The sequence below is a fragment of the Peribacillus sp. SIMBA_075 genome, assembly GCF_046534585.1.
The window spans coordinates 17231-39204 of record NZ_JAWRYN010000028.1 but is presented as its reverse complement, the minus strand read 5'-3'; the positions used below and the strand labels follow the sequence as shown (position 1 = coordinate 39204).

Sequence of the window (21974 nt, the reverse complement as noted above, 5' to 3'; positions counted from 1 at the left end):
ACAATGAAAAATGCGATTTCCATTGAAGGAATTGCTAAGGGTTTTCATCATAAAAAGGTCATTCAGCCATTGAGCCTGAATATTGAAAAAAGTGGAATTTTTGGCTTGTTAGGTCCATCCGGATGCGGAAAGACGACCTTGATTAAAATGCTTGTCGGATTGATTAAGCCCGATGCTGGTAAAGTCACGGTTCTGGATCATGAAGTGCCAAATGAAGCACTGTTAATGGATGTCGGCTATATGGCACAATCCGATGCTTTATATACAGATCTGACGGGTGCTGAAAACCTCGAGTTTTTTGCGAAGCTATACCGTTTTTCGAAAAAGGAACGAAGGGAACGCATTCAATATGCAGCTGAAATCGTACAGTTGACGAGTGACTTGAACGTTCGGGTTGCGTATTATTCCGGGGGGATGAAACGCCGTCTGTCACTGGCGGTTGCACTCATCCAAAATCCGGAGATTCTCATTTTGGATGAACCGACAGTGGGAATGGACCCTTTGCTGAAACGATCCATTTGGCGGGAACTTGAGCGTTTAAGAAATGAAGATCATAAGACGATCATCATCACGACGCATGTGATGGATGAGGCGGAACGATGCGATAAACTGGCGATGCTGCGTGAGGGTGAAATCATCGCATCAGGAACCCCGGCGGCTTTAAAAACACAATATGCAGCGGAAACGCTTGATGATGTTTTTTTAAGGATTGGAGGTGGCCTAAAATGAGAATTGCCTCTCTTGTTACGCGGATCACACAGCAGATGCGCCGGGATCGAAGGACGCTCGCTTTATTTTTCCTCGCTCCATTGCTCATTTTAACGCTCATGTATTTTATTTTCGATACAGAAGCGAGTGATTTGAAAATCGTTGTTACAGGCAGTAATGAAGCTATGGTTAAAGCATTGAAACAAGCGGATTTTCAAGTAACGGCTGCTGAGGAATTTTCACAGGGGAAAATGATTGAAAATGATACAGATGGCTGGCTGCAGGTTGAAAATGGCAAGATAAAACTGACACTATTGAACGACGAACCGAGCCGTGCAAAGGCCGTTCAAATGCAATTGATGCAAGGGCTGCAAGGGAATGGAAAAAATACACCCTCAATTGAGAAGCAATATGTATACGGGGATGCCAAAACAAAGGGTTTTGATACGTTCAGTCCGATGCTCGTCAGCTTTTTCGTGTTCTTCTTTGTATTTTTAATAGCAGGGATTGCACTTTTGAAGGAGCGAACAAGTGGTACGTTGGAACGGTTGCTTGCTACACCGATTAAACGATACGAAATCGTAGCGGGGTATGTAATCGGATATGGCATATTTGCGCTCGTTCAAACCTTAATTGTCGTACTATATGCCGTAAATGTGTTGGATATCGTCCTTGTTGGCTCCATTTGGCTCGTTTTATTAACGAATATACTTGTCGCGCTTGTTGCATTATCGCTTGGTACATTACTATCGAGTTTCGCAACATCTGAATTCCAAATGGTACAATTCATTCCGTTGGTCATCGTGCCGCAAGTCTTCTTCACAGGGATTTTCCCATTGGATGGCATGGCAGACTGGCTGCAAAAAATCGGCAAGGTCATGCCGCTCTATTACGCATCGGATGCCATGAACGGGATTATGTACAAAGGTTTCACTTTCAATGAGGTTTTACTGGATTTACTCATTCTCCTGGCATTTTCCGTCGTTTTTATAACCATCAATATTATAAGTTTAAAAAAATACCGTGCACTATAAAATGAACATCAATAAACAAAAAAGCCTGATTCCTGGAAAGTGAGGAACCGGCTTTTTTTGTTCTGCCGGATGAAGGACGAATTATCAAACACAACGGACGAATTCTCCTTCGTTTCGGGTGATTTATTCGAAAGAACTTCCCCTTGACGAACATACCGGCAGTTTTCTAAATGACAGGTGTATGTAGTTTGTTGACGGCTTGTTAAGGATGTCCTAGGATATAATGATATGCATTGATTTTGAGAGAAATAGAAGGGGGAGTTACAATGTCCCGAAAATCCGCCATGCTTTCCCTTTTGCTGTCGCAAGCCCTGTTTTTGTGCGGTTTACCTCTTTTCCTTCAGCTTCTATTATATTTGAATCCTTTGGTGATCATGGTTGTTTGGTTTTGTATACTTCTTTTCGTTTCGTTTGCGGTCCTTTATTTTCGAGGTGAAACGGTGATGATTCCGCGCCTTTTGTGGCAGGCAGCCTTGATTTGCTACAGTTTATCATTATTGGTTTTGCTGTTCTTCCGACCAAAAGGGCAGGTATATTCGTATAATTTGATTCCTTTTTCTACGATACTTTCATATTTATCGAACGAAATGAACGGGCTTGTGTCATTTTATAACCTTAGCGCAAATGTGGGTCTGTTCATTCCATTCGGGCTGTATTTGTTGTCCAGGGATGGGAAAGAGCCATCTGCTTTAAGGAAATTTCTTTACCCATTCATAACGATCTCAGGTATTGAAATCTGTCAGCTCGTTTTTCGGCGCGGAAGTTTGGATGTCGATGACCTGATACTGAATATGATGGGTGTTTATTTGGGGTACGTACTGTATCCTTTGTTCACGAGTGTGGTAGTGTTCCGTTCTGGAAAAAGTAAAAGGGTGCAGAGGCAGTAAATCTCACTTCAAGGGGTAAAATGCTGAACAAATTAACTTGGGGCCTGAAAGGGAATGCGGTTCCTCGCCAAGATTATAAATAACTATGATACTCAATAGATTTGGAGACATCGTATCGTTAAACGATTTGATGTCTCTTTTTTTGGTTTGAAATATGGAACGGCTTAAGGATTGAACATGCCTGTTCCAAAAGAAACTGAGGTTTCTTTACAATCGTTATAAAATAAACTATTGTAAAGAAAACCTAACATTTAGTCTAAATTATTGTTCGAAATCATTATGTATAGAGGAAGGTATAGGGAAATATGGGTGTAAAGTATAGAATGGTCGTAGAACAAATGGAGAAAGAAATATTAGAAGGAACATATACATTAAATACTAAGTTACCTACTGAAGAAGAGTTGATGAAGAAGTTCGATGTCAGCAGGAATACCATAAGAAAAGCAATCAATATATTGGCTGAACAGGGTTATATTTATCAAGTTCAAGGAAGCGGGATATTCCTAAGGGAATTTTCCAGACCTGGCTGTATTTCGATGAAGAATATGAATGGCTTAACGAAACAGTTTGAAAAGGATGAAATGACAAGTGAAGTGTTGAAGTTAGATTTAATAGAAGCTGATGAAAAATTGGCCGAAAAAATGAAATGTAATCTGAAAACCAAAATCTATAACCTCAAACGGGTTAGATGCTTAAATGGTGAACCCATTGTAATAGAAGAGTCCTTTTTCAATAAAGACATCATCCCCATCATAAATAAAGAAATCGCAAATGGTTCCATTTATGAATATATAGTCGAGGATTTGAAGCTGAATATTGGTTTTGCAGATAAAATCATTTCGTGTGAGAAACTAAATGATGATGATGCAAAGCTTTTGGACTTGCAGCCAGGAGATCCGACTTTAATTGTAGAAAATACGGTGTTTTTAAAAGCAGGAGTCGTTTTTGATTTTTCGATTGAGAAATATAATTATACTTCCGCAAAACTATTAACATTGACAAATTAAAATGCTTTGAAAAAAGAGCGACTGCATTTAATTGGCAATCGCTCTTATTATTTATTCAGCAGTATAAATGGGCCAACTCCAAAACACCTCACCTGTGCAATAATGTAGCGATCCAAGAAAATTACACAATTAAGGTTTAGAGACGAAAGATCTGTAAACTCCATAAGTTTCTCTTTTCAATAGGTGGGCAATCGGAATCCCATGTTCACTCAGGTAGTCAATTTCCTGAACCTCTTTTATTTCATCTAAACTAAAAACATGAAGACCGCCCCCTATTTTTTCACCGTCGTCACCCGAGTAATTCATATATTCTTGCCCCATTATGGAGTGTTAAGAACGCCTTGTAATCTTCAGGGAGTTTGATGTTATTTACAAAATTCCGGGTATTCCTCTTTTTATCATCAGAGAAACTGCTATTCTTAACTGTCACTCTGCCATTTATTTTTTTTATCCGCAAAGAATTCTTGTAAAAGTTCTGCAAACTTGATATTGTGAAAGTGCCATTTATATCCAATTTGGTGAAAAAACTAGGGTAAGAGGGCAATGAATTATGAAGGTAGCCCTCTATTTTGGTGACACTTTTCGCAGATAAAGTAAAAGTTAAGAACCTGCAAATTGAAATATTTATCTAGTGATTTGTCATATATGAATTCATAGGAGGAATATTAAATGTTTCCTAATTTAGAAACAGACAGACTCATTTTGAGAGAAATAACTCATGAGGATGCAGATGCCATTTTTTCTTGTTTTTCTAACGCTAACGTCATACGTTTTTATGGTCAAGATAAATTAGAGAGCGTCGAACAAGCTAGCGGATTTGTAGATTTTTTTTCTGAAAGTTTAAAGGAAAAAAGAGGAATAAGGTGGGGGATCGAAAGAAAAGGAGAAAAAGGGTTAATAGGAACAATTGGATTTAATGCTTGGTCTCCTAAACATAAACGGGCGGAAATAGGTTACGAAATCCATCCTGACCATTGGAAAAAGGGATATATGACTGAAGCAGTCTCGAAAATTCTTTTCTACGGCTCGGAAACTCTAGGATTAACGAGAATTGGTGCTGTAGTTTTTATTGAAAATGTACCGTCAAACAATTTACTTAAGAAAATGGGATTTCAACAAGAAGGAGTCCTAAAAAACTATATGTATCAAAATGGTGAAGTATATGATACAAATGTTTACTCTTTTCTTCCTGAAAACTAATGTATGTAAGAAAGACACGTAATCATCATAATAAGGTTTTATGCATGAACACATGACTGAGGAGTTTAAATACCACAGTCATGTGTTTTTTTATTGTTAATGTTGGATGGACAAACAATGCAGGCTCGTTATTTAGTCGGCTTACATTATAAGATATTTAATTATTTTGGAAGTCTACTGTCGTGCATGAGAAAAGAAAAAATTTTAGATGCATCTAAGAAACTAATAGATTCAGGAAATTTATCATGAAGGGCACAAGCTGCTAGCTTATAATTTTCTTGAAAATCAAACATTTTCACATGAAATTTGGTGTCATTCAATGTGCTTTCTTCGAAATGGATCGACGTTACTTGTTGGTTTTGACGGGCGTAAAAGCTGTTTAATGGAATACTTAAGCCTTTTCCAATATTTTTTATGACACTTTCTTTTATCGTCCAGAGTTTATAAAAATAATCCTTTTTACTAGTTTTTTCCTTCATTTCTCTGCTTTCAAAAGAGTGAAAAAATGAAATTAAAGCTTCATAGTCTATATCTGTCATTAGTTCAATATCTATACCCACTCGTTTAGTATCGACAATGCAAACAACCCAACTGCCAGAGTGTGAGACGTTAAAATGGAAAGCTGCTTCATTACAATATGGTTTGCCATATTCATTTCGTCGTATCACAAGGGGGATGGAAGCCTCTTTCTGGTTTTGGAGATAGATATAGTGAATTAATAATTCACCGACTACAGTTCTAACACTATCTTTATAGTGTTTAAAATTTTTTGCTTTCCTTAGGGTTTGTTTTGATAAAATGTGATTGTATGTTGTGTATTCAAAATTAAATTCATTAATACCCTCAATGTTAACTGCGTAAATTTCCATTTTGAATTTCTCCCTTTACTAACAAAACTAGATTTTTTCAGTTCCTGCATTTTCATCTAACAAAGCGATATGCAGCTTTTCCTTATTATCTATTTCTTATGTATCATAACTTCTTTTTTTATTTACATCCCATTATTATGAATGCCTTAAGTAATAGCATGTTTCGTTTCTTGAAAAAATTGTATAATTTTATCTTAATCTATAACTGTAAGGTTTCAAACTAAAAAAAGAGAGAGAAGTGTTAATACATAGAGTAACTTCGGCTAAGGTTGCTGACTCCAATAGGTAAACTATTCCAAATGTGATTTGATATAATTATAACTAACATACTATTTAAGGAGGCATTTTTTCATGGAATTAACGATTATTAATACGTTTACAGATCAACCTTTTAAAGGGAACCCTGCTGCTGTCTGTCTTCTTAGCGGGGTAAAGGACAGTGAGTGGATGCAACGAATAGCTAAAGAGGTTAATTTACCTGTTACGGCGTTTATTCACCTTCATAATGATGAATGGCAGCTGCGTTGGTTCACACCTTCGATTGAAATCCCGATTTGCGGACATGGGACGTTGGCAAGCTCTTTCTTTTTGTGGGAGAAAGGATACGTACCAAGGAATGAAGTAATTGTCTATCAGACAAAAAGCGGGCTTCTCACTGCCAAATTCGTGGATGGGATGGTTCAATTGGAATTTCCGTCATTAATGGAGCAGGAGACCGCTGCCCCGGATTTACTGATAAAGGCTTTGGGCGTTGTGCCTACGTATGTTGGTCAAAACAAATGGGATTATCTAGTCGAAGTTCAATCAGAGGAAATCGTAAGGAACTTAAAACCAGATATCGATTTGATTGCCCAATTACCGACTCGGGGTGTCATTGTAACGAGTCGATCGAATCTCAATGAATATGATTTCGTCTCTCGTTTCTTTTCCCCTGCCCAAGGCCTTGACGAAGATTATGTTACGGGCTCTGCCCATTGTTGTCTGGGGCCATATTGGGAAAGCAAGCTGGATAAAAATATCTGTATTGCCTATCAGGCATCGGAAAGAGGAGGGCTAGTCAAGGTTGAAGTAGCGGAGGACACAGTTAAACTTTCTGGCCATGCCGTGACAGTATTCGAAGGGAACTTGACTATTTAACGCTTGGTCACGGATGAAAATCATTTTAAACGTGAGGTCAAGCTCAGAGGGTCAATATTCTTTGAATCTATGAAAAATACGGACACTGCAAAATGATAAACGAGCCGGAGCAAGGATTCTGTTCCGCTCGTTTTTTAAATGGGCCATGTGTTACCTTGCGAATCGTCGGGCGGCTGCCACGCATAGTACAACGGCAATATTCACAGCTACGAGTGCCGGACTGACTTTCTCATTTAGAATCATAGCAGCAAGGAGCAGCCCAAAAAAAGGTTGAAGAAGCTGTAGCTGTCCAACCGCTGCAATACCGCCCTGGGCGAGACCGCGGTACCAGAACACGAAGCCGATGAGCATGCTGAATAAAGACACATAAGCAAGGCTGAAGAGAGCAGGATCACCGATGTCCGCCCACGAGTCCGGCGTATAATAGAACGAGAGTGGCAGCATAAGGGGAAGCGATAGAACGAGAGCCCAAGAGATCACCTGCCAATTCCCAAGCTTGCGTGAGAGCCGAGCTCCTTCTGCATAACCGAGACCACATACGATGATGGAAGCCAGCATGAATGCATCACCGATCGGCGATGATTCCCCATTTTGGATTAGGGCAAAGCCTGCGACCAGGAAGCTGCCTGCAGCTGAAAAGATCCAGAAGGAGGGTCGAGGCCGTTCACCCCCCCGAAGTACCCCAAAGATCGCCGTCGAGAGCGGAAGAAGCCCAATGAAGATAATGGCATGCGCAGACGTGACATATTGCAGGGCCAAGGCTGTCAGCAGCGGGAAACCAACAACCACGCCAAATGCTACCACCAATAAAGGAACGATATCGCTTCTGACAGGACGTTGCTGCCGGAAGATGAAAAGGAGAGCGCCAGCCAATACGCCAGCTATCGCAGCGCGGCAGACGGTGAGGAATAACGGATCGAAATCCGCTACAGCCAATCGTGTCGCAGGTAGCGAGCCGCTAAAGATCAGTACGCCAAGAAAACCATTCATCCAACCATTTGCTGCTTTGTTCATTACAATCACTCCAAATCATGTTTCTTTTTGATTAAACTACTTTAAATGACTAAATCAATTTTTTATCTAGATCCTCTTATTAAGCCTTTCATAATGGATTACAATGACTATAAACTTACATTGACCTTTAATAAACAGCCAGTTTCCTTAAATAAAACCATGCCAGTTAGGAGGAATCATATAAATGGATATCACGTTTTTTTTAAATCGAAATCTAGACATTCCCCTTTATCAACAGCTCTATCAGCTCTTCAAAAAAAATATGCATGAGGGCCGTATTCAAAAAGGAATGAAACTCCCTTCAAAAAGGTTGCTAGCCACTCAGCTTTCAATTAGCCAAACGACTGTAGAACGGGCTTACGAACAGCTTGCTGCTGAAGGCTACATTATGAGCAAGCCGAGAAGCGGCTGGTTTGCTGATTATAATGATTCTGATTTTATCCTTGTTAAAATGCCAGGCACCTCATCCATTAAGCCAAAAACAGAAGAGAATGAACAATCGATTGATTTTCATTATGGCAATGTGGATTCTGCCCACTTCCCTTTTTCCGCTTGGCGAAAAAGCATGGTCAGTAGTTTAGATCAATATGGTCAACAGCTTTATCGGCCAGGGAATGTTTTAGGAGAACTTGAGCTGAGAACACTCATTGCAGAATACTTGTATCAATCGCGCGGCGTCAATTGTCAACCTGAACAGGTCATCTTAGGGGCTGGGAACCCTGTTCTGATGCAGATCTTGTGCCAAGTCTTCGGCCCGAATATTTCCATAGGGTATGAAGATCCGGGTTTTCCGAGAACGAGAAAGATTTTTGAAGTCAATCATATGAAGATTCTTCCCATACCAGTCGATGATGAAGGAATCTGTATCCAAGAAATCCGAAAAGAGAAGCCGAGCCTTGTGTATGTAACGCCATCTCATCAATTTCCACTCGGAACGATTATGACGATTAACAGAAGAATGCAGCTGCTTAAATGGGCGGCAGAAAATCAATCATTTGTCATCGAGGACGATTATGACGGCGAATTCAGATACAGCGGACAGCCGATCCCCTCCTTGCAAGGTCTTGACCAGCATGACCGTGTCATTTATATGGGCACTTTCTCTAAATCTCTTCTCCCTTCAATGCGTATCAGCTATATGATTCTTCCGTTACCTCTTTTAGAAAAAGGCAGTGAAATCACTTCCTTATATAAGCAAACGGTGTCTTCTCACAATCAACTGACGCTTGCTGAATTTATAAAAAAGGGCGAATGGCAAAAACACATCAACCGAATGAGAAAGCTGTACCAAAAAAAAAGAGCCATTTTATTAGAGACCTTACAAAGCGAATTAGGAGGACAAGTGAAGATTCGGGGAGGAAACTCGGGGCTGCATATCTTGCTTGACGTTTACTCACCATTTAGTGAAAAAGAGCTCATTGGGAAAGCAAAAGAGCATGGCGTGAAAATTTATCCTGCCTCTCTTTTTTATAAAAGACAACCGCCGGCAACCACAGTCTTAATGGGATTCGCAGGTGTTTCCGAAGACAACATACAAGAGGGCATAAAAAAACTGAAAGCTGCTTGGATAATATAAGTCAGCTTTTGGTTTTGATTATGATATCTGCTTTTCCTTTAGAAAAGACGGTTTAACGATCAAATAATACTACTGCAAATAACCAGAGCTAACAAAGTGATACTCTCCTTTTTTGGTCAATTGCAAATTTAGGTATAAAGGCCAAAGGTGGTTTTAATAAGGGGTGATACTATTTTACTACTGAATAATTTTATTGGTATATCATCTTTAAGGTAATGGGTATTTTGGGGTGATTATAATGATAATATTCTGTTAAAATTCCACTTTAGATTGTAAATTTGTTTTAAAATTGGATTTTTTTGTTGTAATATAGGATATACACGGATCTTTAGAGGAAAAAAGTAGGGGGATTTGTGTATAAGTAATTAAATTTATCTAGATTCAATTTTTTGAAAAGTATGTCAACTCTATGGGTATGTTAGCAATATGTTATATCAGTATAGAACATATGGGAGGCTTAACTATAATGGGGAAAAAGAAAATCGTAAAAATTGCAACAGCTACCATAATAGCTGCGACAACGATCGTAGCAGTAGCACCTGCACCATCAGATGCTGCCACTAGCCTGAATAGTAAAATCAAAACGGCAAAGGCCACTATCAAAAAACCATTCGACACCTATTTCTACTCTTCTAAACTCGCTTCCGTGTCCACTGTTGAGAGACAAATCAAGTCAGCAAAACAAGCAAAAAAAGACATCAACTCTACCATTAAAAAATCAATGTTAAGCAAAAAAGAAAAAGATGCCAAATACAAAGAAATCGAAGCTTATGATAAGTACATCACTCGTTCAGAGGGATATGTAAAAGGGTATAAAGCGGCAGAAAAAGCAAAGGCTGCCAATGATAAATCGATTAACGCCCTTACGAATTCAATCATTGCCAAGAAATCAAATGATATCAGGGATCAATACAATGCATTGGATAAAGCTGTGAAAAAGACAGACAAAGCCATTAAAGATACGGTTTACGGTGCGAAAATCGAAAAGCTTTTATACGATAAATTCACTAAATCGACCAAAACAGCTTTGAACGGTGACCTGAAAGTGCCGTACTACTATGAAAAAGTTGCTTACTGGGTGACGAAAGGTGATTTAAAAACCGCAGACAAGCGGATGAATACTGTTTCTTCGCAGTTGAAAAAGGTCAGCAAAACATCCAAACTCGGAAAAGCCATACATGCTTATGTGAAAGAAGTGAAAGGCAAGTATGATGATGCGGTATATGCAGAAAAGAAAAAAGAAGTGGCAAAACGGGTCAATGCCTATGTAGCTCTTGCCAATGGGGAACTTAAAACGAAAGAACAGATAAACGCAGCTAAAAAAGCGAAAGCTGCCATCAATTTAAATGGAATCAAGGAGTCTGACCGTAAGGATTTTCAAGCTAAAATAGCATTGGCGGATCAGAAAGTTGCCGCTGCTGAAGAAGCTTTGAAAAATCCAGCGAAGGCAATCACGCTTTCCTTGATGCATACGAATGACACGCATGCCCACTTGGACAATGTGGCCAAAAGGGTGACAGCTGTTAAAGAAGTGCGTAAGAGTAAGCCGCAAGCTCTTTTGGTTGATGCTGGTGACGTATTCTCGGGAACACTCTATTTTAATGAATTCAAAGGGCAAGCGGATCTTCGCTTCATGAATTTAATGAAATACGACGTCATGACATTCGGGAATCATGAGTTTGATTTGGGATCAAGCGCTGAGGGGCATCAAGCTTTGGCAGACTTCATTAAAGGGGCACAGTTCCCATTTGTCAGTTCGAATGTGGACTTCTCCAAAGATGATAAATTTAAGGGACTATTCTCGGACTTGATTTCAAGTAAGCCGGAGCAAGGGAAGATATACAATGGAATCGTAAAACAAGTGGATGGTCAAAAGGTAGGTTTCTTCGGGCTTACAACTGAAGAAACGAAAGATATCTCAAGTCCTGGAAGTATAGAATTTGAAAACTATCTTAAAGAAGCCGAAAAAGCGGTCAAGGCGTTCAAAGGCATGGGGGTTAATAAGATAGTTGCCGTATCCCATATTGGTTACGATGACAATCCAGCTTATGACAATGATTTAACATTAGCTGCAAAGGTCAAGGGCATCGATGTGATTGTGGGCGGACATAGCCATACGCAGTTAGACGCTCCCGTTGTTATTGACAAGGATGATAAAGGGAAAACGAAAGAGCCGACTGTCATCGTTCAAGGGTATCAATATAGCGACTATTTAGGAACGATCGATGTGAATTTCGATAAGGAAGGCAAGATTGTCGGACAAGCCGGACAGCTGATTAAGCTCTCGGAAAAACAGGATGATGCCGAAGCGGCAAAAGTTCTCGAAACATACTCCTCGAAGATTAAGGAGCTGAAGGAAACGAAGACTGGTGCATCAGCTGTGAAGGCATTGGAAACCCCGCGTGATGCAGGAGATGCAACGAAACCGAGTGTTCGTAAAAATGAAACGGAACTGGGGAATTTAATTACGGACGGAATGCTAAAAAAAGCAAAAGAATTTAATAAGGATGCGGTCATTGCTTTCCAAAATGGCGGTGGCATCCGCGCTGGCATTGATCAAGGTGAGATCACTTTAGGGGAAATCCTGACCGTTTTACCGTTTGGGAATACGCTGGCAACGATGAAGCTTACGGGTGCAGAAATCAATGAAGCATTAGAGCATAGTGTAAGCCTCGCTCCTAAGGAAAATGGCGGCTTCCTGCATGTATCAGGGATGAAATTCAGCTACGATAGTTCGAAGGAACCAGGCAATCGTCTGACAAAGGTTGAAGTCCTGGGACAAGATGGAACATATTCCGAATTGGATGCAACGAAGGAATATGTCGTGGCGACCAATGCATTTACAGCTAAGGGCGGGGATGGATTCTCCGTTTTCAAGAAGGCTTATGAAGAAGGAAGAGTGACGGATATCGGACTCGCTGATTGGGAGAATCTACGGGATTATGTAAGCGGGCTGAAAACTGTCGATCCAAGCATTGAAGGACGCATCAAAGATGTGGCCGGAAACTCTACAGACCCGACTTTGGTATTGGCTAAAGACTTTGGCGGAACGGCTGATGCGCCAAAAAACCATGAAGGTAATGTAGTTGTGGATATCACGGATATCGCTTCATTGGAAAATGCAGTGGTTAAAGGGAATCTTACATTAACAGGAACTCCATCAGATAGCTTTGCCTTTTCAAATGTTACAGTCGAAGGCAATTTGGATTTATCGGGGCTTAACGGTAAAACCGTGAGTATGAACGGTGTCACGGTGAAAGGCGAAACCATTTTTTAAGCGGTATTCAAATGATTGCTGCACCTACGTAAAAAGTTGGAGGGGTTGAGATCTTGAAGAAGAATGGGATAAGCAAGCTTTTCTTTGCCATATTGGTCGTGCTATCAACGGTTTTGCCATATGCAGCCGCTGCAAAAGCGGAAGGGACAATAACGGTAACCGAAGCGATTAATAATAACAGCGGAACGGCAACGGTGAAGGGATACATCGTCGGTACTGCTAAAAGCGGTACAAGCTATCAACATACATCGCCTTTTACTGAAGGTACGAATATAGGTATTGCAGATAGTCCGGATGAAAAGGATGTAAAGAAAATCATGCCTGTTCAGCTTCCAGCCGGAAATATCCGAACGGCTTTGAATCTAGTCGAACATCCGGATTTACTCAAAGCACAGGTGACGATTACGGGGAAGCTGGAAAAATATTTTTCAGTACCAGGTCTGAAATCAGCAACGGATTACACAATCATCACTGATGGAGGAACACCTCCTGAACAGCCTGATGTGAAGGTTCTGGAATCCATCGCCGAGGCCCGCACGAATACGGAAGATGTTGTGCAGGTTGATGGGGTGGTCACCACAGGGCTTGGATATTGGGGAGGAAAAGGCTTTTATATTCAAGATGAAACGGCTGGGCTATATGTATATGGTTCTTCATGGCCTGAGGATGTAAAGCAAGGGGATAAGGTTCGTTTAATCGGACAAGTATCCGCTTATAATAAGGAATTACAAATTCAACCAAATTCCCTTAAAGTCGTTTCTTCTGGGAATGAACTTCCTGAAATCCAAAAAATTGACGCGGCTGGCGTCAATGGGGAAACACAAGGTGAGCTGGTCACCATTGAAAAAGCGACCATTACAGAATTGGCCGCATCGGGAACATATGGAACATTCGAATTCAAGGCGGCAGATACTAAAGGGAACTCTGTTATCGTTCGCCATGATAACCGGAACGGGTCGAATTATGAAGATTTCCTGAAGAGCTTTAAAGAAGGGGATGTCATTTCCGTAACCGGAATATCATCGCAATTCAATGACACGTATCAACTGAAGCCACGTGGTCTTGAAGATTATGAACTGGTGAACAAGCCAGCAGTTTACACGGATATTTTCCCTGGTACGGTAAGTGAAAATACAAAAGTATCACTTGATTCGGGTTGGGAAGAAGCGAAGATCCATTATACGCTGGATGGATCCACTCCGACGTCTTCAAGTGCTGTGTACACAGAACCTATCATTTTAACGAAAGATACGGTCATCAAGGCAATCGCTATCAACGACAAGACATCGGAAGTTTTCACATTTGCCTATACCGTTAACAAAACCACTGAAGTGAAGATTCGTGACATTCAGGGGATGAATCATTTTTCATCTTATGAAACTCAACTCGTCTCAGGTGTGGAAGGTGTCGTCACTTATGTAAAAGATGCGAATAACTTTTACATGCAAGATCCCAACCCGGATAAGGACTTAACGACTTCCGAGGGAATACTTGTGTACAACAAAGCGCATGGCCTAAAAGCGGGCGATCATGTCAAAGTGGCCGGTAAAGTCGTTGAGTGGTATGTCGAAGGATACGCTGAAATGAAAACGACGGATCTGCCAACAACTGAATTGACTAATACGACGATTGAAAAGCTTGGCACTGCAGCGATGCCAGAACCGATCGTCATTGGAAAGGATGTCATTCCGCCGTCTGAGAACATCGATGATGATAGATTGACAGACTTCAATCCGACTGAAGACGGCATTGATTTCTATGAGAGTTTGGAAGGGATGCTCGTAGAAGTATATAACCCGAAAGTGGTCGCTCCTCAAGACTATGGTGAATTGGTCGTGATCCCAGGGAATATGGAAACGAGCACTGCAGTTAGAGGTGTCAAAATAACGGAAACGGATTTCAATCCTGAAAGAATAACCCTCGATATGGATGATGAATCATTTGTGGCGAAAACTGGTGATTCTTTTGAAGGCTCGGTTACGGGTGTCATCAGTTATGGATATAGCAACTATAGGGTATTGACGGATAAAAATAAGCTGCCGGCGCTAAAGGATGGCGGAACGGTTCGGGAAGTGACTTCCCTAGAGAAGGATTCCGATAAACTATCGATCGCTTCCTATAATATCGAGAATTTCTCCACTCAAACCGCTAACTCGAAAGTTGAGACGATCGCAACATCCATCATTACTAATCTTAAACAACCCGATATCATCGGCGTAACGGAAATGCAAGATAATGATGGTGCAACAGATAGCGGGACAACGGATTCTGCTCAAAGTGCCAAGAAATTGACCGACAAAATAAAAGAGTTGGGCGGCCCGCAATATCAATTCATCGATATCGCTCCAGAAGATAAACGTGATGGCGGGGCACCTGGCGGGAATATCCGTGTAGGCTTTTTATACAATGTCGACCGTGTCAAATTAACGGAGGGAACGAAAGGAACGGCGACTCAATCCGTTGCCTTCAAAGATGGAAAACTTACATTGAATCCTGGACGAATCGAGCCTGCAGATCCTGCCTTCACTTCGAGTCGGAAGCCTTTGGCCGCTCAATTCGAATTTAAAGGGGAAAATGTAGTGGTGGTGGCCAATCATTTTAATTCGAAGGGCGGCGATCAGCCACTATTCGGGAGAAACCAACCTCCTTTCCTTTCAAGTGAGACGCAAAGGCTTCAAATTGCCTCCATCGTCAATCGGTTCGTCAGTGATATCAAGGCACAGGATGCCAAGGCGAATATCGTCTTACTTGGAGATTTTAATGATTATGAATTTTCAGCTCCGCTTAAAACATTAAAGGGTAAAGATTTAACTAATATGATCGAGAAAGTCCCTTTTGAAAAACGTTATTCATACACATATCAAGGCAATTCACAAGTACTGGACCATATCCTGGTATCGAATAATATCGCGGCAGCCACGAAAGTCGATATTGTCCATATTAACTCATCCTTCATGGAAGTGCATGGAAGGGCAAGCGATCACGACCCTGTATTGATTCAAACCGCTTTAACTGAATCAGGGGGAGTTGAACCCGCTGCTCCGGAAAAAACGTATCATTTAACAAACGTTAAAACAAAAAGGCTTACAATTGCTTCACCTAGTGTTTTGATCGATCTTGACGAAACATCCAACATCGAAGAAGGTATCTGGTTAAAAGGTTCCTATGCTGTACTTAAAGGCCTTGGGCTGAAGAATGCAACTGTGGCTGTCAAACCGGATAAGGAAGGCGCAATCATTGATTTTGGAGGCATGGCAGTGAAGGAAGTCATCATTGATAACGCCAATGTAAAAGAAATCAGGGGCGCTGAAAATGTTCAGAAATGGTCTGTAACGGAAGGTGTCGACACTAAGAATATCAAGTTTTTCGATTCAAAAGGGGAAGCAATTGCTTCTCCTTTCGACCCTAAAGAAAATCATGCGCCCGTCGTAACGAAAAAACTGGAAAATCTTGAAGTGAAAACCGGTTCCAAGGTCACTATCGATTTGAGTGAGCACTTCTCAGATCCGGATGAAGATAAACTGACCTTTTCATCCACGATTGGTACAGTCACCGGCCCGACATTAACCCTTCCTGCAAATGAAGCTGGAACATACCTTGTCGCAGTCAAGGCCGCGGACCAGCAATCGGAAGTGGTTGCCCGTTTCACGCTGACCGTATCGGATGATAAGCCGCTTGAAGCTTATTATGAAACGGCGGCAGGAAAAACCGGAACGGAATTGAAATCGGTTCTTCACACGATAATCAAGGGTCATACGATGTTATCTTATGATCAAGTGTGGAATGCCCTTAAAGAAACGGATGAAGATCCGGATAACAAACAGAATGTCATCTTGCTTTACTCTGGAAAGTCTATTTCGAAGAACGCCAATGGAGGCAATGCCGGACAATGGAACCGTGAACATGTTTGGGCCAAGTCCCACGGTAATTTTGGCACAAGCAAAGGCCCTGGGACCGACCTTCATCACCTCCGCCCAGCTGATGTGACAGTGAATGGTAAACGGGGCCACCTTGATTTTGACGAGGGCGGTCAAACATATAGTGGCTGTGAATGTAAGTTTGATTCAGATTCATGGGAGCCGCCGGATCATGTTAAAGGCGATATAGCCCGGATGCTATTTTACATGGCCGTCCGTTATGAAGGAAACGGTGAGTTGGATCTGGAATTGTCCGATACAGTCAATACGTATCCAAAGCCGCTTCATGGAAAGCTATCGACACTTTTGAAATGGAATGATCTCGATCCAGTCGACGATTTCGAGAGCCACCGAAATGATGTAATTTATGACTGGCAGAATAACCGCAATCCATTCATCGATCATCCTGAATGGGCGTCCGAAATTTGGGGGGCCGCTGAATCCATGGATGTGAAAAAAGCGAGTTAGATCGGTTCTTATATTGAATGCAAGCTACACTACAGACTGTAGACAACCTCGATGAAAGTCGTGTTTGCCTATAGTCTTTTTTTATTTCCAACTGAAGTTATTTTTTAATAAAACTTTTATATCGTTCGGTAAAAACATCGCAACTCTCCAACTGCACTCCTCTTTATCTCCATATAGATCCGGATTGGTCCTTATATCAAGGGAGGTATAAAAATGAATTTTATCAAACGCGCATTTTTAAGTGTACAAGCAAGAAAGGGAAAATCCCTTTTCTTATTTGCAGGATTTTCCTCGCAAAATGTTGCAGAAACAGCGAGTGATCCCACTAGAAAAAAGTTGGGAGTTGATGTATTGCTAGGATTAAATCAAGATGAGCCTCCCAAATACATTGAAAAACAGAGAGAAGAAAAACCAAATGAACCAGTACGTTTTCAATTTCAATATTCTTCATAAAGGGTCAAGCAGTTAAACTCATTATTAAAAGGTGATTTAATTATTTCAAAATACTGAAAAATCAAACATTACTTCTGCTATAAAATTTTAAAAATTTTGATAGGTATGCATACCGATATATGTTAATATGAGATATAAAATGAAAGGGTTTACATTCTGGGTGGAATAAAGATATCTTAATATAGTAAGAATTCATTTAATTCTACTCCTTATTTTTTCGTAGAGACACAGCCAACTATGGAACGAAAACAAAGGACCGATGATGTTGTTCTTTAATCGGAAAATCGCAAATGAATTAGTAGTTCGCCTATAAATATTAAGTCAAAGTATACTAACTATTCACTAAGAGGAGAGACGTTAATGGAAATTTTAAAAGGAACGGCCTTATTATTATTGGTACTTGGTTTATTTTCTTTATTCAGTTTTAAAGCCCCAAAAGGGATGAAAGCAATGGGTGCTCTTGCCAATGCAGCGGTTGCCGCTTTTCTCGTGGAAGCATTTCAGCGGTATGTCGGAGGGGATTTATTTAATATCAAATTCCTTGGAGAAGTAGGGGATGCGGCAGGTAGCATGGGAGGCGTTGCAGCGGCTTCACTTGTTGCATTAGCACTAGGGGTTTCCCCTGTATATGCTCTATTACTTGGTGTTTCATGTGCTGGTTTAGGTTTGCTGCCTGGATTTTTCGCAGGATATCTCGTTGCTTTCCTTGTGAAAGTGATCGAGAAAAAAGTCCCTGCTGGATTGGATTTAATCGTTACAATCATCATTGCAGCACCGCTCGTTCGGTTTATTGGTGAGCATTTAACGCCTTTGGTCAATGCAACGCTTTTGAATATCGGAGGAATCATTACGGAAACGGCAAACAGTAATCCAATCTTAATGGGGATCATTCTTGGAGGAGTCATCACCGTCGTCGCCACTGCACCATTAAGCTCGATGGCCTTGACAGCAATGCTTGGATTGACGGGACTTCCTATGGCAATCGGGGCTCTTGCCGTATTTGGATCATCTTTCATGAACTTTGTTTTGTTCGATCGCTTGAAATTTGGAGATAGAAGTACTACAATTGCGGTTGCGATAGAACCTTTGACACAAGCCGATGTCATATCTGCAAACCCGATTCCTGTGTATGCAACCAATTTCATTGGCGGAGCGGCTGCAGGTGTGGTCGTGGCCATGTTTGGCTTAGTGAATAATGCGACAGGGACGGCAACACCAATTGCAGGGTTGGCAGTTATGTACGGTTTCAATGACCCTATAAAGGTGACGATCACAGCTGGAATATGTGCAGTTGTGGGAGCAGCGGTTGGTTTCCTTGGCTCGATCGTGTTCAAGAATTATAAGATCAGGACCGTTTCACAAATAAGGGTGAATGAAGAGCAAAAAGCGGCATAATGAATGGCCGTTAAAAAAATCTATTGCCAGAAAAGGGGCATTGAACAATGAAATACAGATCTGCATTCGATATAATCGGTCCCGTTATGATTGGACCTTCTAGTTCACATACAGCAGGAGCTGCCAGAATCGGCAGAGTAGCACGGACATTATTTGGAAAACAACCGAAGAAAGCCATCATTTCTTTGTATGGTTCTTTTGCAAAAACCTACCGGGGACATGGTACGGATGTAGCTGTCGTAGGGGGGATTTTGGATTTCGATACGGATGATGAACGAATTCCCACTTCATTGACGATAGCGGAAGAAGCGGGTATGGAAGTTACCTTTACAATTGAGGATACGGTGATGGATCATCCTAATACAGTCAAAATCAGACTGTTCGACGAGGATAAAGAAATAGAGCTTGTTGGGATCTCCATTGGCGGGGGAACAATAGAAATAACGGAGTTGAATACGTTCAAGCTTAAATTGTCAGGTGAAAACCCAGCCATTTTAGTTGTACACAACGATGTGTTTGGAATTATATCTTCGGTTTCGACAGTATTGGCGAATCATGAAATTAACATTGGACATATGGAAGTTTCACGAAAAGAAAAAGGTCAAATGGCCCTTATGGTGATTGAAGTCGATCAGAAGATCAAGGGCGATATCATGAAAGAAATTGAGGGATTGGAAAACGTTTCGCAAGTCATAAGGATGGTTGAATGAGAATTTTTAAAAGTGTTGGTATAGATAAGGAGGTAAAAACATGTTCCGAAATGTAGCAGAGTTGGTTGAACTTGCTGAAAGTAAAAATGTAAAAATCGCGGAAATCATGATTTTACAAGAAATGGAATTCTCTGGCTTGTCGAGAGAACAGATCATTGAAAAGATGGACAGGAATTTGACGGTGATGGAACAAGCGGTGGAAAGAGGTCTGAAAGGGGTGCAATCCGTTACAGGCCTAACGGGCGGGGATGCCGTTCTTTTGCAAAATTATATCAAGACGGGCAAGGCACTCGGAGGCAATTTATTATTGGATGCCGTCAGTAAAGCGGTTGCGACGAACGAAGTGAATGCAGCAATGGGGATGATTTGTGCCACTCCGACTGCCGGTTCTGCGGGCGTGGTTCCCGGTACGTTGTTTGCCGTGAAAGAAAAACTAAACCCGACCCGGGCAGAGATGATTGAATTTCTTTTCACCTCCGCTGCCTTCGGATTCGTGGTAGCAAACAATGCTTCCATTTCTGGAGCAGCTGGTGGCTGCCAAGCAGAAGTGGGCTCGGCAAGTGGAATGGCGGCAGCTGCGATTGTAGAACTGGCCGGCGGTACACCAAGTCAAGCCGCGGAAGCGATGGCAATCACACTGAAAAATATGCTTGGATTGGTTTGTGATCCAGTGGCAGGTTTGGTTGAAGTTCCTTGTGTGAAACGCAACGCAATGGGGGCATCCAACGCGATAACGGCAGCTGATATGGCACTTGCAGGCATTACGAGCCGCATTCCATGTGACGAGGTTATCGATGCCATGTATAAAATAGGATTGACCATGCCAGTTGCACTACGTGAAACGGCAGAAGGCGGCCTTGCTGCCACTCCGACTGGACGTAAATTGGCAAAGGAAATATTCGGTTCATATAAATAAACATTCAGCCCCATTAACTAATTTGTTAATGGGGTTTTTAATTTTTGGCTCTTTTCGTAAAGATTGTTGTTTTTAAAACGAAACTATTTAAGGTTGATTGGAGCGGAAGTGCGAGACTCCTGCGGGAGCAGCGGGACAGGTGAGACCCCACAGGCGTTTACGCCGAGGAGGCTCACCGCCCGCTCCAAGGAAAGCGAGCATCTGGAGGGGAAATCAACCACAACTCACTACCTGGTAAATAGCAACAAAGTATGGAAAAAAGCCTAATTTTTTAAAAAAATTTGGAGAATTTTGTAATTAAAAAAGGAAAATGAAGGAAGATGGAGGGATATGGCGTTTACGTACACGGTGATAAGAACAGCTGTCAGGAAATCTGAACTATCAGTGAATATGGAGCTGTAGTAACTTTGTAAGTTATCATTTTCAATGATAAGATGAGTACGAAATTTACTTTGGAAAGGATTGATTCTTCATTAATTTTCTCGAATTAACGTACACGTCGGCAATGGAAAAAGCAATGTTTCAGGCTCATGGTATCGGCTATGCACTATATGCTCAAAAACTGGAGCAACGCATAATGGTTGAACAAGAACGGGAACAGGATTATCTACAAAGCAGGCGTATATCAGAGGAGATGAGATCCAATCTTTTTTTGGGGAGTTAATATCGATTTACTTGTCACAGATAACATAAAACGAAAAAATCAGATACAAACGAAAGAGCAATCTGAAGGTTGCTCTTTTTTCATTATTAACAGGGAATTTCAATGTAAAGAAGGAAGCAAACATTTTAAATAGAATGTATTTTTAGAAGAGGAGGATGATCCTGTTGGAGAGAAGAGCGTTAATTGTATCTGCATTACCGGAATATGAAGAAGAAATTGGGCGGTGGCTATGGTGTTTAGAAGATGTTCGCCGTACGCTTATAACGGAATTAACTGGAATCAGCCAAAATTCACTCGATTCGAAAATGGATGAAAGGCAAACGATTGGCTCGCTGTTATATCACATAGCATTGGTCGAGGCAGATTGGTTATACGAGGAGGTACTTGTTACGGAATGGGATTCGGAAATCCGTGCTTTGTTTCCATTGGAATGCCGTGCTGATGATGGCTCCCTAACACATATTGAAGGACAAACATTAGAAGAACATTTCTACCGCCTTAATAAAGTACGTCAAGTTTTTCTTTCAAACTTCCGTTCAATGAATCTAACGGATTGGCGTAAACCGAGGGTGCTTGACCAATATGACGTCACGCCTGAGTGGGTCGTTTACCATTTGATTGAACATGAATCACATCATAGGGGGCAAATTTTTCAATTGCTGAAGAAATTACGAACGAATAAGAAGATACAAGAAATGGGATTTTAAATCCTGCTATCCAGCTATAGCCGGAGCTGCCTTTA

The 21974-nt window shown here is 41.2% G+C and carries 18 protein-coding genes; 15 read left to right on the top strand and 3 right to left on the bottom strand.

Annotated elements, in window-relative coordinates; all coding sequences use genetic code 11:
- The first annotated feature begins 3 nt into the window (after positions 1-3).
- The 4 genes from SB775_RS18395 to SB775_RS18380 all read left to right on the top strand — a co-directional run bounded on the left by SB775_RS18395 (position 4) and on the right by SB775_RS18380 (position 3636).
- Positions 4-729, top strand: coding sequence for an ABC transporter ATP-binding protein (locus SB775_RS18395; RefSeq protein WP_410862704.1), 726 nt, complete (start codon positions 4-6; stop codon positions 727-729).
- Positions 726-1742 carry an ABC transporter permease gene (locus SB775_RS18390; RefSeq protein WP_410862702.1) on the top strand — a complete coding sequence of 339 codons (1017 nt, stop codon included), beginning with the start codon at positions 726-728 and terminating at the stop codon, positions 1740-1742. The genes SB775_RS18395 and SB775_RS18390 overlap by 4 nt, the downstream gene beginning before the upstream one ends.
- Before the next feature lie 266 nt (positions 1743-2008).
- Positions 2009-2629 (top strand): VanZ family protein, encoded by a 621-nt coding sequence (locus SB775_RS18385; protein ID WP_089362766.1) that lies wholly within the window; start codon positions 2009-2011, stop codon positions 2627-2629.
- 305 nt (positions 2630-2934) lie between these two features.
- A complete protein-coding gene (locus tag SB775_RS18380) occupies positions 2935-3636 on the top strand; it encodes a GntR family transcriptional regulator (RefSeq protein ID WP_061465163.1) in 702 nt (233 codons plus the stop codon).
- Between the two features lie 129 nt (positions 3637-3765).
- Here SB775_RS18380 and SB775_RS18375 read toward each other — a convergent pair whose 3' ends face one another.
- Positions 3766-3942, bottom strand: coding sequence for a VOC family protein (locus tag SB775_RS18375; protein WP_410862701.1), 177 nt, complete (start codon positions 3940-3942; stop codon positions 3766-3768).
- Positions 3943-4305: 363 nt separating this feature from the next.
- On the opposite strand from SB775_RS18375, the gene SB775_RS18370 reads away from it, so the two are divergent.
- Positions 4306-4836, top strand: a complete 531-nt coding sequence (locus tag SB775_RS18370; protein ID WP_410862700.1) for a GNAT family N-acetyltransferase — start codon at positions 4306-4308, stop codon at positions 4834-4836.
- A gap of 161 nt (positions 4837-4997) precedes the next feature.
- On the opposite strand, the gene SB775_RS18365 is transcribed toward SB775_RS18370, so the two are convergent.
- Complete coding sequence (locus SB775_RS18365) at positions 4998-5705, bottom strand: 4'-phosphopantetheinyl transferase family protein (protein ID WP_410862699.1); 708 nt, start codon at positions 5703-5705, stop codon at positions 4998-5000.
- Positions 5706-6056: 351 nt separating this feature from the next.
- On the opposite strand from SB775_RS18365, the gene SB775_RS18360 reads away from it, so the two are divergent.
- Positions 6057-6842 carry a PhzF family phenazine biosynthesis protein gene (locus SB775_RS18360; RefSeq protein WP_410862698.1) on the top strand — a complete coding sequence of 262 codons (786 nt, stop codon included), beginning with the start codon at positions 6057-6059 and terminating at the stop codon, positions 6840-6842.
- A gap of 150 nt (positions 6843-6992) precedes the next feature.
- Here SB775_RS18360 and SB775_RS18355 read toward each other — a convergent pair whose 3' ends face one another.
- Positions 6993-7856 carry a DMT family transporter gene (locus SB775_RS18355; RefSeq protein ID WP_061465153.1) on the bottom strand — a complete coding sequence of 288 codons (864 nt, stop codon included), beginning with the start codon at positions 7854-7856 and terminating at the stop codon, positions 6993-6995.
- 184 nt (positions 7857-8040) lie between these two features.
- Between SB775_RS18355 and pdxR the strand changes: the two genes are divergently transcribed.
- The 9 genes from pdxR (at position 8041) to SB775_RS18315 (ending at position 21939) form a co-directional block, all read left to right on the top strand.
- Positions 8041-9432: a MocR-like pyridoxine biosynthesis transcription factor PdxR gene (pdxR, locus tag SB775_RS18350; RefSeq protein ID WP_410862697.1), complete on the top strand. Its 1392-nt coding sequence runs from the start codon at positions 8041-8043 to the stop codon at positions 9430-9432.
- 466 nt (positions 9433-9898) lie between these two features.
- A complete protein-coding gene (locus SB775_RS18345; RefSeq protein ID WP_410862696.1) occupies positions 9899-12709 on the top strand; it encodes a bifunctional metallophosphatase/5'-nucleotidase in 2811 nt (936 codons plus the stop codon).
- Between the two features lie 53 nt (positions 12710-12762).
- Positions 12763-17094, top strand: a complete 4332-nt coding sequence (locus SB775_RS18340; protein ID WP_410862695.1) for an endonuclease — start codon at positions 12763-12765, stop codon at positions 17092-17094.
- A gap of 213 nt (positions 17095-17307) precedes the next feature.
- On the top strand, positions 17308-17547 hold the full coding sequence (locus tag SB775_RS18335) for a hypothetical protein (RefSeq protein ID WP_410862693.1): 240 nt from the start codon (positions 17308-17310) through the stop codon (positions 17545-17547).
- A gap of 360 nt (positions 17548-17907) precedes the next feature.
- Positions 17908-18942, top strand: a complete 1035-nt coding sequence (locus SB775_RS18330; protein WP_410862691.1) for a PTS sugar transporter subunit IIC — start codon at positions 17908-17910, stop codon at positions 18940-18942.
- 47 nt (positions 18943-18989) lie between these two features.
- On the top strand, positions 18990-19652 hold the full coding sequence (gene sdaAB / locus SB775_RS18325) for an L-serine ammonia-lyase, iron-sulfur-dependent subunit beta (RefSeq protein WP_061465145.1): 663 nt from the start codon (positions 18990-18992) through the stop codon (positions 19650-19652).
- 40 nt (positions 19653-19692) lie between these two features.
- Entirely contained in the window at positions 19693-20568 is an 876-nt protein-coding gene (gene sdaAA, locus SB775_RS18320) for an L-serine ammonia-lyase, iron-sulfur-dependent, subunit alpha (RefSeq protein ID WP_061465143.1), read from the top strand.
- A 505-nt stretch (positions 20569-21073) separates the two neighbouring features.
- Complete coding sequence (locus SB775_RS34695; protein WP_472673206.1) at positions 21074-21232, top strand: YuzK family famiily protein; 159 nt, start codon at positions 21074-21076, stop codon at positions 21230-21232.
- Positions 21233-21387: 155 nt separating this feature from the next.
- On the top strand, positions 21388-21939 hold the full coding sequence (locus SB775_RS18315; protein WP_410862689.1) for a DinB family protein: 552 nt from the start codon (positions 21388-21390) through the stop codon (positions 21937-21939).
- Positions 21940-21974: the final 35 nt, after the last annotated feature.

Bases quoted from the DNA above. Each gene is read 5' to 3' on its own strand.
- SB775_RS18385 (WP_089362766.1), top strand. From the start codon at position 2,009: ATGTCCCGAAAATCCGCCATGCTTTCCCTTTTGCTGTCGCAAGCCCTG.
- sdaAA (WP_061465143.1), top strand. From the start codon at position 19,693: ATGTTCCGAAATGTAGCAGAGTTGGTTGAACTTGCTGAAAGTAAAAAT.
- SB775_RS18335 (WP_410862693.1), top strand. From the start codon at position 17,308: ATGAATTTTATCAAACGCGCATTTTTAAGTGTACAAGCAAGAAAGGGA.
- SB775_RS18330 (WP_410862691.1), top strand. From the start codon at position 17,908: ATGGAAATTTTAAAAGGAACGGCCTTATTATTATTGGTACTTGGTTTA.
- SB775_RS18360 (WP_410862698.1), top strand. From the start codon at position 6,057: ATGGAATTAACGATTATTAATACGTTTACAGATCAACCTTTTAAAGGG.
- SB775_RS34695 (WP_472673206.1), top strand. From the start codon at position 21,074: ATGGAAAAAGCAATGTTTCAGGCTCATGGTATCGGCTATGCACTATAT.
- SB775_RS18365 (WP_410862699.1), bottom strand. From the start codon at position 5,705: ATGGAAATTTACGCAGTTAACATTGAGGGTATTAATGAATTTAATTTT.
- SB775_RS18315 (WP_410862689.1), top strand. From the start codon at position 21,388: ATGATCCTGTTGGAGAGAAGAGCGTTAATTGTATCTGCATTACCGGAA.
- SB775_RS18355 (WP_061465153.1), bottom strand. From the start codon at position 7,856: ATGAACAAAGCAGCAAATGGTTGGATGAATGGTTTTCTTGGCGTACTG.
- SB775_RS18375 (WP_410862701.1), bottom strand. From the start codon at position 3,942: ATGAATTACTCGGGTGACGACGGTGAAAAAATAGGGGGCGGTCTTCAT.
- sdaAB (WP_061465145.1), top strand. From the start codon at position 18,990: ATGAAATACAGATCTGCATTCGATATAATCGGTCCCGTTATGATTGGA.
- SB775_RS18390 (WP_410862702.1), top strand. From the start codon at position 726: ATGAGAATTGCCTCTCTTGTTACGCGGATCACACAGCAGATGCGCCGG.
- SB775_RS18345 (WP_410862696.1), top strand. From the start codon at position 9,899: ATGGGGAAAAAGAAAATCGTAAAAATTGCAACAGCTACCATAATAGCT.
- SB775_RS18370 (WP_410862700.1), top strand. From the start codon at position 4,306: ATGTTTCCTAATTTAGAAACAGACAGACTCATTTTGAGAGAAATAACT.
- pdxR (WP_410862697.1), top strand. From the start codon at position 8,041: ATGGATATCACGTTTTTTTTAAATCGAAATCTAGACATTCCCCTTTAT.
- SB775_RS18380 (WP_061465163.1), top strand. From the start codon at position 2,935: ATGGGTGTAAAGTATAGAATGGTCGTAGAACAAATGGAGAAAGAAATA.
- SB775_RS18395 (WP_410862704.1), top strand. From the start codon at position 4: ATGAAAAATGCGATTTCCATTGAAGGAATTGCTAAGGGTTTTCATCAT.